This window comes from Antrihabitans stalactiti (assembly GCF_012932915.1).
Lineage (GTDB): Bacteria > Actinomycetota > Actinomycetes > Mycobacteriales > Mycobacteriaceae > Antrihabitans > Antrihabitans stalactiti.
In genome coordinates this window covers 618,946-632,898 of record NZ_VCQU01000002.1, presented here as the reverse complement: position 1 = coordinate 632,898, position 13,953 = coordinate 618,946, and the positions used below count along the sequence as shown (strand labels likewise).

General features: G+C 58.9%; 9 protein-coding genes. 4 read left to right on the top strand and 5 right to left on the bottom strand.

Annotation, left to right across the window (positions count from 1 at the left end):
• Positions 1–230: 230 nt before the first annotated feature.
• Both FGL95_RS08675 and FGL95_RS08670 read right to left on the bottom strand, forming a co-directional pair.
• Positions 231–2,045, bottom strand: coding sequence for an NPCBM/NEW2 domain-containing protein (locus tag FGL95_RS08675; protein WP_169585794.1), 1,815 nt, complete (start codon positions 2,043–2,045; stop codon positions 231–233).
• Positions 2,046–2,949: 904 nt separating this feature from the next.
• A complete protein-coding gene (locus FGL95_RS08670; RefSeq protein WP_169585793.1) occupies positions 2,950–3,696 on the bottom strand; it encodes a hypothetical protein in 747 nt (248 codons plus the stop codon).
• 185 nt (positions 3,697–3,881) lie between these two features.
• On the opposite strand from FGL95_RS08670, the gene FGL95_RS08665 reads away from it, so the two are divergent.
• The 3 genes from FGL95_RS08665 to FGL95_RS08655 all read left to right on the top strand — a co-directional run bounded on the left by FGL95_RS08665 (position 3,882) and on the right by FGL95_RS08655 (position 8,380).
• Complete coding sequence (locus FGL95_RS08665) at positions 3,882–4,658, top strand: hypothetical protein (protein WP_240962818.1); 777 nt, start codon at positions 3,882–3,884, stop codon at positions 4,656–4,658.
• Between the two features lie 729 nt (positions 4,659–5,387).
• Positions 5,388–5,819: a hypothetical protein gene (locus FGL95_RS08660; protein WP_169585792.1), complete on the top strand. Its 432-nt coding sequence runs from the start codon at positions 5,388–5,390 to the stop codon at positions 5,817–5,819.
• A 1,238-nt stretch (positions 5,820–7,057) separates the two neighbouring features.
• Complete coding sequence (locus FGL95_RS08655; RefSeq protein ID WP_169585791.1) at positions 7,058–8,380, top strand: phenylacetate--CoA ligase family protein; 1,323 nt, start codon at positions 7,058–7,060, stop codon at positions 8,378–8,380.
• Between the two features lie 87 nt (positions 8,381–8,467).
• Here FGL95_RS08655 and FGL95_RS08650 read toward each other — a convergent pair whose 3' ends face one another.
• Positions 8,468–9,568, bottom strand: coding sequence for a TetR/AcrR family transcriptional regulator (locus tag FGL95_RS08650; protein WP_169585790.1), 1,101 nt, complete (start codon positions 9,566–9,568; stop codon positions 8,468–8,470).
• A gap of 751 nt (positions 9,569–10,319) precedes the next feature.
• On the opposite strand from FGL95_RS08650, the gene FGL95_RS32905 reads away from it, so the two are divergent.
• Complete coding sequence (locus tag FGL95_RS32905; protein WP_420838033.1) at positions 10,320–10,589, top strand: LuxR C-terminal-related transcriptional regulator; 270 nt, start codon at positions 10,320–10,322, stop codon at positions 10,587–10,589.
• A 536-nt stretch (positions 10,590–11,125) separates the two neighbouring features.
• Here the strand turns inward: FGL95_RS32905 and FGL95_RS08640 are convergent.
• On the bottom strand, positions 11,126–12,679 hold the full coding sequence (locus tag FGL95_RS08640; RefSeq protein ID WP_277351752.1) for a vWA domain-containing protein: 1,554 nt from the start codon (positions 12,677–12,679) through the stop codon (positions 11,126–11,128).
• Positions 12,680–13,304: 625 nt separating this feature from the next.
• Entirely contained in the window at positions 13,305–13,499 is a 195-nt protein-coding gene (locus FGL95_RS08635) for a hypothetical protein (protein WP_169585787.1), read from the bottom strand.
• Positions 13,500–13,953 lie beyond the last annotated feature (454 nt).

Below are 13,953 nucleotides of genomic sequence, written 5' to 3'. Positions count from 1 at the left end.
GTTGGTTGTTTGCCGCCAACGACTACCTGCTGACGGTGATCCGGCCAGCACCGTCGAAGGGTGGTGAGTAGGCATCCAGCCCAGCGCCGCGGCCTCGGATCTGCCAGCTGACGTAAAGCCGGTCACTAGAAGTGTTGGACCCGATGCAATCAGTAGAGAAACGAACAGCTGACAGCACAATTCGCCCTCTTCCCGGATTAATCCATTGGCGTGGCGTGGATTGCCGGGACCTATTTGGGGTTGGGGTTTGTGGTGCAGTGCAGTCGGGGCGTGCCCCAGACATTGATGGCGTCAGTGGAGTGGCGGTCGTCGCGAAGTTTGAGCCTGGAAGCGCCGTTGAGGTCGATCGTGAGGTGGATGGCTTCCTCGTTGATGCCGATGGTCTGATCGGACACAAGTTGGGTGTCGTTTAGGTAGACGCGGAATCGGCCGGGTCCAGTGGGGCTGCCCGATTTGGCGGATTGTCCGATGAAGACGTCGAGTTGGTCGCATTTCCCGGCGAGGAGCAGATTGACGTGGTTGTTGTCGTCACCGGGCGCGTCGCCGGTTTGGTAGTAGCCGGTCGCACTTTTCGGAAACGACGTGTTATTGATGATTTCGGTGCTGCAGCAGTCGTATCCGTTGCCGGTGGACAACGAGCCGATCTCGTCGAGGGTGAACCACCGCGGACCGGTATCGGTGGGAGTGTTCGACGAGGTCGCCGACGTGGTCGGGGACCCGGTGGATGTGGAGGTCGAGCTAGCTATCTCGAACTCGAGGTGTTGTTCGCCTTTGAATTCGGCGGCGATGCCGTCGATGTTGGCGAACAGTTGCTTCGGCAGAGTCGTGAACAGCGACGTTGCAACACTCAGCTTATGCAGGACCCGGGTGGTGTCTAGTTTGCCGACAGCGGCTTGGGCGCCGGCGAGGCCGCATTGGGCGAGGTCACCGAGCGCGTTCGCGAGTTCGGTCGGGGAACCTTTGCCCGGTTTGGTCCAGGACTCGTAGGCGGTAACGAGGCAGTCGTAGGCGGACTTGGTGTTCTGGAACGCGTCGACCAGGTCGTCGCCGGAGACGCCGAGCATATCGATACCAGTCAGGATCGTTTCCAGCTGCAAGGCCGCAGGGTCGATGTCGAGGCTGATCTTTCGAGGGGTCTGACTCGCGTCGAACGCGATGCTCGCTCCCCCGTTCGGGGTGAGCAGACCGGTTTTCCCGTGTGCGAACGATGCGTGCAGCATCGCCGCGAGCTGGTCGGATCCGTGTAAGGGTTGGGTGTTGGTGAATGTACCGGCTGGGTCGGGGGCGACTTGGTAGAACTGCGAGGACTTCGACGTCATGTCGACGGTGATGCCGTTCCCAGCCTGTCGTAGGCAAGCGGTCACGATCCTCGGTTTCGAGGCGGTGATCTTGTAGGTCGCGCCAGCGACCTGCAATTCAGGTTTCCCATTGCAGGCGCTGTCGGTGTTGTTGCTACCGAGCGCTTTCCACGCTTGTTTCGCGGCGTCGGACAGCACGGTGTTGATGTCGACCAGCCCGATTTGGAAGTTCGACAGATGGTCGGTGGTCGTAGTAACCAGTTTGCTCTTCGCATCCCATTCGGCCTCGAGAAGATCCGCCTCGGCCGTCCCAGAGTTGACGGCGACGATCGGGCGGACAGTGTCGCTGATCTTGCCGGCGACGTCGGACTTGGCCAGGTCGAAGGTGACGGTGATCGGCTTCTTCGGCTGCCCACCGTCCCCCAGGGCCAATCCGATCGCCGGGGTCGTTGCCACCGCGGCGGTGAACGGCTTGTCAGCGGCAGAGTTCACGGTTGACAACGACAGCTGTGTCCCCGCATCGGCGACACCGTTCGGCGCCGTCGCAGTAACAGAGACACCGTCGACAACCCCAGAAACGGTCACACCCGAATCGCCGACCACGCCGGACGCAACCTCAGAGCCAGATGTCGAACTCGTCGATTGCGGCGTCACAGCTTTGTCCGGTGATGACTCACCACACCCCACGAGCGCCGCGACGAGAACGATCGTCACACCGATAGCGCCACACGACAATCGAGCACCCATCGAAGCCTCCGAACGGTTCATCCTCGACCCGACTGGGCCGATGCACAAGTTCTGGCTATGGTCCCAGCGATACGCCGGAACCGTTGGTGCATCACGGAAGTTTCATCCATTCAGCTGACACCTCAGGCGCACGGTTCGTCGCATACGACCGGAAAGCCGAGCGCATCGGCAAACCGGAAGACCGCAACGACGGACAGTGGACATCCACCGAGAGACTTGCGAAGTAGTTAGCACTCGTCCGTCGAGTACACACGCCGATCGAACACAAATGGCGTCACCATCGATTGCTCAACAAAGTCGAAGTGCTGGGAGCCGAGCCCGCCATCTAGACCAGAGCAGTCCGCCATTTTCGATCCGGCAGCCGCTCCATGAACGAGTATTCGAGGGACCGAAGAGTGCCTTGCGATTCCCAAATCGCACTGTCGCCTCAGTGAGCATGTTCGGCGCGTGATCGCCGGCGTCGAGTGTGCACCAGGCCGGTTCGTGACGTGGAACCGATTACTTACAGGAAGCGGGTTGCTCGTTGGCGCCGTTTCGAGGGCGTCAATCTTGCTGGCTTTGAAGACGTCAGCGGAGGTTTCGCAACGCCTAGATGGCGAGACAGCGTGCTAAGCAATCGTCGAGGTCCGAGACCGAAGGCCTGCTGGCCGTAGCGGTATCTTTCGCGGACATAAGTCGGCTGCCTCGCTCTATGGGAAACGAGATCTCGACGCTAGCAAGGGGTCGTCCGCATCACGTTCCGAGAATTATTGTTTGTGGAACGGGCTTCGGGACATCAGGGGCGCCGCTGACAAGGGCGATTTCTGCAGGGGGTAAAGAGCTCGTCGGTAGCGTGAGACCGTGAGTTCTTTCGGCCACGACACAATCGTGCGGCGTTGCATTCGAATTGCGCGCGATGGTGCGGTTACCGATCAGGGCTGGGAAACGAGGTCGGGTTCGGAATAGGTCCCGTCAGGCGATCCTTGGAGTAGGACACTTCGCCTGAATAGTGCGGAGTCGATGGTGCGGCATTTCGCTGAACAGGGTCTGCCTTGCTCGCATACAGGGCAAAGATGGCCGCGGTCGCGAGCACCAAAGTGACGACCACATACAACGCAACCACGACCGTCGGCGCGAAAAGGGCACTTACGCAGGTCAAAACGAACGCACCCCCGGCGCACTTTGCGAGGATCAAGGGCAGGTTCGATAGTTGCGGGCGTCCGCCAACCTGCACGTTGGCCAGTGCTGGCTGCTGAAGCGGGCGTTTTGCGGTATTGGCCGCAGTCTGTGTTGGAGCTGGCGCATTCGAGCGCTCGGACGGAACCGGGCGACTGTGCGCCAGCGGGCGTGGCTGCTTGGCTGGCGTCCGTGCGACGACAAGCGCCAGTATTAAAAGGGCCCAACCGAGGAACCGCATCCCTGAGAACCATGGTCCGAAATCATTCACCATTTTCAGATTGGCGACTGTCGTGAGCTGACCGAAAATCAGCTTTGCTTCGATGATCTCCGCCGGAAGCGTAAGCAAGACTCCAAGCATCCCCAGATTCGACGATGCCTTTCCGCGGTTCGACCTTCCCGAAAACATCAACAGAACTCCGAGGCTCGACAACACAATCCAGGCGACGGACCATGCCTTCGCGGCGTCGAGAGTGTGATACGACAATCCTGACATCGAACGGACCTCTGCTCGTCGGCGAAACTAGCGATAGCAAAGAACATCCCACTCGGATGCCTGAGCTGTCTGTCCGACGTTCAGCCGACGGATCGCGTGTCGGTCGGAACCGATTTCTATGGCTTGCGCGTTTCGTGCAGAGCGGAATCATCGCGATAGACCCGGGCGAGTCGGGAGTCGAAGTAATGCATCGTCTCGCCCCATTTGAGACACGAGAATGCTGCGACATTCCTTCATGCCCGTGTCATGCGATCGGCGGATACCTGGGCAACCCGGCCGGGCGGAAGATCACGATTGAGAGTATTCCCGCCAGTGAAGCGACGAGGGTAAAATTGATGAGCAAATCAGGAGCTCGTAACAGCGGCAGCCGTAAATTCGCAGCGGTTGGCGTAATGCTTACAGCCGCAGCCGTCGCCTTTCCCTACGCTGCGTCTGCAGATCCGGAATCCGCTCCGGATCCGAAGCCGATCGGCAACAGCGGAAGCAGTGCCGTCGACTTCGGCAGCAGCGTCATCGATGGCGGTAGCGGCATCATGAATGCCTGTGTACAGGATCCCGGGAGCTGCGTCGGCAGGATCATCGACGGTGGCAGCAGCGCCCTCGGCGCCGGCGTCGGCGTCCTTTTTGGTGGCAGCAGCAACGGCGGGCTTCAGAACTCGCAGCCGTGCAATCAGTCGACCAAGTCGGGCGGCCCCGGGGTCACCACCACAACGCATTCGATCGGCAGAAGTGGACCGACATCGTTCGACTTGTCGTGGGACACCGAGGACGTGCCGGACGATATCGTAGTCATTTATGAGGGCGTTCCGATTGCCGACACCGGCTATGTCGGTGGTCAAAAGGGCACAGAAACCGGCGTGATCAGTGTCAACGTCCCGCCTGGTGGCGCGTCCACTGTCACCGTCCGAGTCACCGGGCCGAGTGGCACTTTATGGGCGTACACCGTCCATTGCCCCAGGTAGCGCTTGGCCAGACTGCTCGGGTCGTTACGAAACTATCCGTGCAGGCCCTAAGTCGAACGGGCGTGACATCGGCCCCCACGACCGGCAGTGCTCGGAAGAGGCGCCTCGCCGCGCCACGGCTCCGGCGCCGGATACTGCACCCGGACATGAAGGAGACGTCGCGGTCCCTTGTCGAGCCCAGATTCTGGCGGGATCGTGGATTTGGCTCCTATACATCCTCCGACGCGAATGGAAATCTGTGCGTCCGACTACGTACCCGACCGTTTTCATTCCGGAGATTCGAGTCCAACAGGGACGAACGTGTCTTCGAACATGCGAGCACTTCGCGCTATTAGTCCATCCCAACCAGAGCCGGATCCAGGTAAGCCGCGACCTCATTTACTTTGGTGGGTAAATCTATGAAGTGCGGTGATTGATTCCTCGCTGATCACGCAGAAGTGTCGAAACCATCTTGGGCAATTCCCAGGTGTACGCCGAATAATCGATTGTCGGGCTCGTTGGATTGTGCCGATAATTGAAAGCGGCCATCGGAGGGAGGCGCGAGCATTATCCGAACGTGCGACAACCAAAAACAAATGTCAGTATTTACCGGTTCCGACCCAGCACGCTACCGCCTGAAACGCGACGATAACAACGACGACGCCACGCCTGAGGACGACAGCACGCCGAAGTCCCGCGGCACAAGAAACGGGCGACCTGAAGCCTCGCCGAATCGACACCAATGAGGTGTTGAGCGATGCCGAGAACGACGGGGTCGTCACCGAAGTCCAGGTGGCGGCTGAGCATCTTGCTGCGCTGTTGCTTGCGGTACACGAAGGTTCCGAGGGAGCGGAGGCACCCCGACCGCATCCCTGGAAATATGACAACGTCATCGACATAGCGCGAGCGCGAGTCGCTGACCTAGATCTGTCCGGGTTTCGTCCATCAAAAGTTGACGTTGTCGAGCCACGCGTCGTCGCCGGAGTCGTCATCATAAAGACAGCCGCGTCAGTCGACGTGCTGTTCTGGTTGGACGCAACGACCGCGACCGCTCGGTTCGGTGGGGCACGCGGCGGAGAGAGCGATACGACTGGGCGTTCGACGCAGTTGGCGCGATTTCTGGCGACTCAGACCGCGGCAGTGCTCGCTGCAGACGAGATCAACCACACGATTCATCTCTGAAATTGACCTGTCTCTCGGCGCGAAATGAGCATTCCACCACCGCGCAGGTCTCTGAGTCCCCTCCTCGACTCAGAGACCCAACAGGTCCCGGCCCCTGACCGGGTCGACCTGGACCGCCTATCCGTGCTCGGCCGATGCTTTTGTCCTTCGAATGTGGGATAGACGACACCTTGCTCGCTGGCAGGCTCCAGTGCTGAGTAACCGTGGCGCAGGCCACACGAACCTAGCCGTCTGTCAGGGGATTCCGGGTCAAGCAACAAAGTAGGACTCGCGCGGTTCAGGACTTGAAATCCGCTCAGATCACACGGGTCTCGCGTCACCATTCATTCGCCATAGGCGTCGTAGGGCAGGAGTCCCGCCAAAGATGTTGCCAGCAACATTATCCCGCGATCATTGCGGGCACCCGATTCATTTCAAGCCTCGCATTTAGCGTTGGCAACGAACGAAGGGGGCTTGACGGCTTGGTCTTTCGACTGGCCCCGATTAATATTTCCGTGCTGAGATGTTGCTGTTTGATGCCTCGAAAGGAACCCGGACAATTCGGGAAAGGGTCACCGACCAAACTAGCGGACGCGCTCGGCATTCAATGTCGAATCGCCGGCTTCATCGGACTCCATCGACAAATTCGACAATCGCGCGGATCCTGCGTAAACAGATTTGCGCTCGGCCTCCAATCACCACACCTGCTAAAGCAGCGATTGCCACACCGACGGCGAAACTAGACTTCGGCTTCGACGATATGCTCGGCCAACAGAACCTTGCCGCATGAATTTTCTTTAGAAAACGCCGAGGAGAATTTCCTTTGCTAACGGTGACCCTATTTCCTGGGTCAACAAAGTCGAACCTCGCCAAAGCGCCCCATGCCAAATAGCGTTGTGCCTATCGAGTTTGGACTCACGGTGAGGGCCGGAGGGTATTCCGAAGCGTTTATTGAAAGGAACTGCTTCTCTCACAATTGGACTTCAGTTCGTTGCCGTCAATACCGATGCGCACGAGGTTCGATGCTGTCTCCAAACCGGCGCGCAGATCCATTTTGGACTGTCAATTCGATATCGCTCGAGCCGTAAGAAACGTGAGGCGTTGCAATGAACGAGATAGTCGATACACGTGGTCCGGCTTCGCCACTTGAGATCTTTCGCAGAGCCAGTCAATTTCCTGGCTATTGCGCATTTCTGGTTCGCCACGGGATGCGTCCGGAAATGGTCACCACGCACGACGACTTCGATTTGGTGCCGGCGATGACCAAGCCAGACGTGATGGCGAATTGGCCGTTGCATGAAGTCGTCAGCGATCAAGGCCATGACCCTGCAGCGATGCTGGTTGCCAGTTCGGGGTCGTCGGGCCAACCCACCTTCTGGGCTCGCGGGACAACGTCCTTCGCCAAGGCCGAAGACCACTTCGATCGGCTCTTTCGCACACAGTTCCAGACTCAACAACGCAGGACACTCGTCGTCGTCTGCTTCGCGATGGGCACGTGGACCGGTGGCACCTACACATTGCTTGCGATGCTCGGCTTACGCTCCCGCGGTCACCTGATCACCGTGATCACACCGGGGGTCGACCTGCGGGCAGTCCAAGACGTGCTGGCTGATTTGGGGCCCATGTTCGATCGAATCGTACTTGCTGGGTACCCGCCATATGTTCGGGACGTGCTCGATCAAGCACCGGAAGCCGCACTTGCCCAGGATATTTGGCTACTCGTCGGCGGCGAGCCGATGAGCGAGGATTGGCGTGACTACGTGTTGAACCGACTGAAGCGAGTTCATGAGCCCGCGCGTGTCGTGTCGGTATACGGTTCGTCGGAGATTGGCTTCGTCGGTAACGAGACGGCACTAACGATCGCGGCGCGGCGGGCGGCACAGAAGGACAGCGCCCTCTCAACTGCGCTCTTCGGAGGACAGCACCCAGCCAGCTTCATCGTCACCGACACCGAAGCAATTCAGCCGACTCTGATCGAATACGACCCACACCTGTGCTACGTCGAGACCGACGAGAACGGATACCTTTTGTTCACCGTCGATGGCACGATTCCGATGGTCCGGTACCGAGTGAACGATCAAGGCAGGTTGATTTGCGGTCAGGAGCTTTTCACGTTGCTGCGCGCGACGGGCAACACCAGGTTGGCCGACATGGTTGACACATCCGCGTGGTACTTGGTCATGTACGGGCGCACCGATGTTGCAGCGATCTTCTGTTCGGCCAACATTTATCCTGACCCTATTCGCACCGTCGTCGACGACCCGACGTTTTCCGAGACTGTGACCGGCAAATTTCTCGTCACAGTAACTCACGACGCGAATCAGCGAGAGCAATTGCATCTCCGCGTCGAATTGCGTCGCGACGCGGTCTACGACGAACAGTTGGCAGACCACCTCGCCAAGTCGGTCGTCGATCGCCTCGTCCGAACCAACAGCGAGTACCGAGTACTGCGTGAAAAGCTCGGTTCCTTCACTGATCCGATCGTCGTCTTCGAACAGTACGGATCGGAAGCATTCATCCCGGGCGCCAAGCAACGACGAGTAGCCCCGGCTGATCCAACGCCGAGTGTTGCGTCGACATAACGAGCAATTCGACGCCCCCACGGCTACCCAGCATTCGACAGCGGAAGTTGTGTGCAACTGTCCAATAGAGACCCAGCCGTCACCTAATCACTTGCTTGCGGTCGGACCAGTGTCCTGGTTGCCGGCACCAGGCGCGCAGATCAACCCACGCAAACAGAGCCTTTCCACCGTCGCCGCAATCGATCCAGGCAACGCGGTCGGATCGCGCAAGGACAGAAACAACACGTTGTTGACGAGCGTCGCTGCGATTGTGGTTGCGGGAATATCGTTGACGATGATGCCGTCGCGCTGGCCTGCCTCCACCGGATCGATGATCAAGCTGGGAAAGTGCAAATCCTTAAGCAGCTCGGTCGCTGATACAGGGGTTTGAAATCGCTCCATGCTGAGGATCATCGTCATCGCCACGGCCATTGATCGGTTATCGCACAACAGGATTGCGAGTTGCTCCAGATACCGCCGCAACGCCTCGTCGGGGGTTCGAAGTATCGAATCGGTACTGGTACGTTGCTTGAGACGTTCGAACGGCGGTCTGAGAGCTGCGGCAACGATATCGACTGATGTCGGGAACAGCTTATCCAAGATCGACGGCGGAACTCCCGATGCTATTGCAATCTGCGTACGAGTCGTATTGAAGTATCCCCGCTTGGAGAATTCGCCGGCGGCGGCATCGATGATCGCTTGGGCGGGATCGTCAGGAAGATCATCTGCCTGCGCGAATCTGTAACTGCCAATCGCCTTGTCCACCAAGGGCCCGATGACATCGTCGATATGCGAGTGAGTTTGCTCGACGTCGGCGACCGCGCCGATAAGAGCAACGACTGCATCACCGAAGAGTTCTGCAGACACGGCATCAGGGTCCAGCTTGGCCCTGAGCTGTAATCCTTCGGCGAGTGCCGTCACAAGTACACCCAGCTTTTGAAACGTGAACGGCTGGCGAAGATTCGCCCCCCATCGTGCGAACTCACCGATTAGAGCATCCGCGGACGAGGTCGTGATGTCGTTATATGTTGCTCGAACGGCGTTCACAGCACCGGGATGGTTGCTACCCAGAGCGGCAACGACGAGACGTAGTTGAGTTCCAGGATCTGTTTGGGCCTGCTCGAAATCCCACCTCGACATCTCGCGTATCGACTGACGCGGATCGCCATCCGCCGTCACATTACGACGCGCTATCTCTGCATCGACCACCGCCCGCCGGCGCCACTCACTGTCATGCATGATCGATGCGAGTAGGTCGTCGATGAATTGCGCCTTACCGCCACCACCTCGCGTTCGCGTCGGATAGGTCGTCGAAAAGGTCTGCTTCGACAACCCCGCCCTCGGAGCAACGTCCCGTTCAACCAACAAACCGTTGATGAGAACATCCGGTCCAGCGCTCGCGAGAGCGTCTCGACCCGCCATCAGAAACCGCTGCCTCGCTGATTTGGACTGTTCTGGCACAGCCATCGCCCCTCCGTCTCGACTCTCGATTCGGCAACAGTGACCGTGCTTGACTCAGAAGTCAAGCCAGCCCGGACTCGGGTACGGGAATGGTGCTGCCGGGAATGCCTCTCCATATGGCAATTAGGGGCGTTCCCGTGCTGAGATAACGGCACAAGTCGCTACCACTAAACCTGTTGGAACGCCTCCGCTTGGTCGCTGACGTTAGGAATGAACAGGCATGCGAGGGGTTTCCTGTTCGGCTGCGCCTGTAGGGAGAATTCTGGAAAGGGCACACACGACACCTGTCGTTCTAAACGGCGCACTCCCGCAGGAACTCGATTGGTATGCACTGAGCAATCTCACCACTTTCCAGAAGGCGATACCTTGGGTCGGGGAGTAAAGGAATTCGGCACCGATGAGTCAAATCTTTCAGAGACAACTCGTCAGTAATAACATTGGGCTACGCCACAATACCGGTGAAGATCTCACTCAGATCGGCGAATCCTCCGCATCCGCGGTGTCTACGGAGAGAAGCAGAACCGTCGATAAGAGAACGCTGTCACGACCAATGCTGAGTAGTCGTGAAAGCGAGGTTTTGCTTGCGTGGCTAAGGGCAGACACCAAACCGGACGCGGCTCGGCGTCTTTACATCTCGCCGGGAACGCTTAACACACACCTCACCCGGATTCGGGCGAAATACGCGGCCGTCGGACGCCCCGCCACGACCAAAGCAGCGCTATTCGCGAGAGCCCTGCAAGACGGTTACACCGACATCGAAGACTGGTGACCCGCCGATCACCACTTGGCTATCCGATGCTCCCGCGCCTCCGCTGACCAGCGAGAGACGAATCCTGTTCTCAATTGACGCCGCGCGCCAATGCGACGTGCCAGTGAACACCAGTCGGGCAACGCCGGGGACGGAGACCGTTTAGGTCAGCTGATTTCCGGGGCTATTGCGCTGCGAGTCCCCCTGCAGCAGGTCAGCCCGTCGCTCCAGCGCAAACTGCTCGCGCCGGCGCTTCCACCAACTTAGAACCGGCTAGCCGGTTCTAACCGCCTCGACGGCTCGCCCTTTTTCCGAACAACAATTCGCGCGGGAAGTTTGTCCGTCGGCACTGGCAAACTACGCTCTCGCGAGCCGCGCTCTCATTGCTTCCCCTGGCCGACTCTGCACGAGGATCGTGACGGACGACGGACGACGCCAACGCCTCGAAGAGCAACAAATCGCCGTAGGCGGATTCCGTTGAGCGCTCGTTTGCTCTGCTCGAAACGGGAGACCCAGAAATGTGCCCGGCACACACATCCGCAAGTACGACGTTGTTCTCAACAACCTTCGTTTGCCGGACCTCGACCGACACTTGGCGGTCCGACGGTCCCGTTGTTTTCGATTGGGAACACTAAATAATCCCCGGGCTTGGCGCTGCCCGTTGGCTTGACGACAACACCGGGACTGCCCTGACCGGCACTGTTACCGACATCGACGTCGTGGTCACGCGCATAGACCGCGCGAATCTGATCCACTGTCGATCCGTCACCGACTCCGCGGTCAGTGACCGTACCTGCAGGTGTGTTTATCCCGGTGACGACACCTTTATCGTCCTTAATCCAAAGGGTCAATGCGTACTGCCGGTTTTCCCCAAGCACAGAGCAATTGTAGTAATGGTTTCGCGTCACAGAAATCGGTGCGAGGGCACCGGCAGCGTCCGGCAACGACATACCAAGCCGGAAGGGCCCGTAGGAATCGGTCGTGGCAACCCAAGCGGTCGGCTTCTTTGGGAGGCAGTGGCACAACACGATCGTCTTGATCAGACCCGAAATAGTGCCTGCTGTTGCGGAGAAGTCGGTGACGGCCATGCGGTATGCGTTGCCGCGTGCTTCGTCCGCGGTGTAGGTAAGGCTGTACGTACCGTTTCTATTGTCGACCGTTTCCAGCGGATCACCATACAGTTCAGTCGCTTTGGCGACGGGAGTACCTGGTGCAATCCCATCGATCGTTCGTCCTCCCCCATGTGGTGCGATGGAGTCGAGAACTCCGTCCACGAAAGTTAATTCGCACTCACGCCACACCACTACGACCCGGCCCGACGACCCGACATCCGGGAACTCGGAGTGGCTGCGTTTAATGTCGCCGACAGCAGATCGCACCTCAACTCCTGCTATTCCGTTAGGTGACAACGACTCTCGCGCAGTCTCGGTGTCCTGGGTCGCCATCAGGCGCGCGGCGAGCTGCTTGCTGTTTGCGGCCTGAACGAACAACCCGTCAGTTGCCGTTGCGACACAATTCAATTGCTCTCTCGCCGCGCCGTCCGTCTTGAAACCCACCGTCGAAATCGACAGACCCGGATGCTGTGCGCGCAACTGTTTCGCCACCTCGCACGGCGGAGAACCACACGTATCTTCGCCGTCGGACACTAACACCACAGCCTGCTTGCCACCATCGGTCGGCAACATCGAAACCGCCTGCTGCAGAGCCAAACTGATCGGCGTATAGCCAGACGGCCGCAGAGCAAGGACCTCACCGCGAACTCGTTCACGAGCCAGACGACCAAACTCAATCAACTTTGTCACGTCCTGACATCCGGCCGCCATCTCTGCGTCGGAACTTCCTGTCCTTGTTCCATAGGTCACCAGCCCGAGCATCGCTTCGTCCGGCAACGAATCGACCAACCCCAACGCGGCCTGCTTCGCTGCGTCGATCCGCAGACGGGGCGCATCGTCGGCCGTCATCGACCCCGACGCATCCAAAATCAACACCGTCGGTACCGTCGCCGGCTTCGCCGACGCCGAGGATGCCGTCGCTGAGCCGGACGACTCTGCTGAATCGGCACCGTCCGAACCACAGCCTGCCAACAGGGCGCACGTGACAGAGAGAGTCATAACGAACGATCCCGTACGACGCATAAATATCGACGCTACGTGCAGCGAACCGCAATTCGACAGTCGACCGAACAGCCGACATCGCGACGCATTGCAAATTAAAAGCCTCTTAAAGGAGAATCGGAATAGCCGCTCGTCTGCCGTGCGACTCGCCACCAGTCGCTCTGAGTGTTGCCTGCGACCCGTTCACCCAAGGCAACGCTTGGATTCGCTCATCAGCCAGTCCTTCGAGTAGCACAGCGCCGCCCGAGCGACAGGTCGAAGAACTCGCGACGGGCTTCGCCTTGCGGAGCGGTTCACCCAGGCGATGAGGATGGGGGCGACGCCGGGACCTGATATCCCCTGCGCCCAGCAGTTCTGCCTTGACCACCTCTGGATCGGCCTGCGTTTCGTTGCGATCGGCGTCCAAACTAGCGCATCGAGTCGTTCAACAAGCGAAAGCGCGGATCGCACCGCGCCCGCAACCGTTGGGCCACGTGCTCGACGGTCGTGTCGTACTGGCGACACCAAGGACAACCAGTAACGATGCCAATCGATCCTCAAACTTCACGCTGACTGATCTCTCCTGCATCGTCAGCACCATCACGGGAATCTACAGCCGACCTGCCGCGATGATCGGTTTCAATTAACCGTTTGTAGACTTCCCCTGATTTCCATTGGCCCCCAGCAGAAATGGTTTGATCGCCCGCCGTTCCGTTGAACGAGCGAGCAAAAAAGTCACCAGACCGGCGACTACAGCGATCACCGCCAAGATCGGAATATACCCGTAGTCTGTCGAGGTCGAAATGGCACCTGTCGAATAATTGGTCGTTGTGGTCACCTCTACTCCCACAATGCTGGCCTTATAAATTATACCGAGAACCGATAGCGCAAAGACCACACCCGACACTCGTTGCACAACACTATTCATAGGACCCTCCAGGGCAATCGGATCGAAGAATCTTCTGCGGGTCCACCGTATCGCGACGAACGCAGCACGCGTGTCATTCAATCGTCCGATTTTCGCCATAGCAGTCCGCGTGAAAGATGGTCGGGCATCGATTCCACCGCCAGCACTCCATTCAGCAACGCGCAATCATGGCAAAGCCGCGCAAGTTGCACGAATCGCATCGAAGTCTCCAAACCCGGATGCGCTCCGATCGACGGGCACAAGTACCCAAGACGGTCGGTGACGACTTTGGGAACAAGTTGCTTAACGTTCAGTTCGACGGCGCCCATCCCGGACTCGCGCAATTCTCGGTCCGTTTCTGGGGGCTTCGCGAGTACATTACTGT

Coding starts and splice junctions, on each gene's coding strand:
- FGL95_RS08675 (WP_169585794.1), bottom strand. CDS start 2,045: ATGGGTGCTCGATTGTCGTGTGGCGCTATCGGTGTGACGATCGTTCTC.
- FGL95_RS08670 (WP_169585793.1), bottom strand. CDS start 3,696: ATGTCAGGATTGTCGTATCACACTCTCGACGCCGCGAAGGCATGGTCC.
- FGL95_RS08665 (WP_240962818.1), top strand. CDS start 3,882: ATGCATCGTCTCGCCCCATTTGAGACACGAGAATGCTGCGACATTCCT.
- FGL95_RS08655 (WP_169585791.1), top strand. CDS start 7,058: ATGACCAAGCCAGACGTGATGGCGAATTGGCCGTTGCATGAAGTCGTC.
- FGL95_RS08640 (WP_277351752.1), bottom strand. CDS start 12,679: ATGACTCTCTCTGTCACGTGCGCCCTGTTGGCAGGCTGTGGTTCGGAC.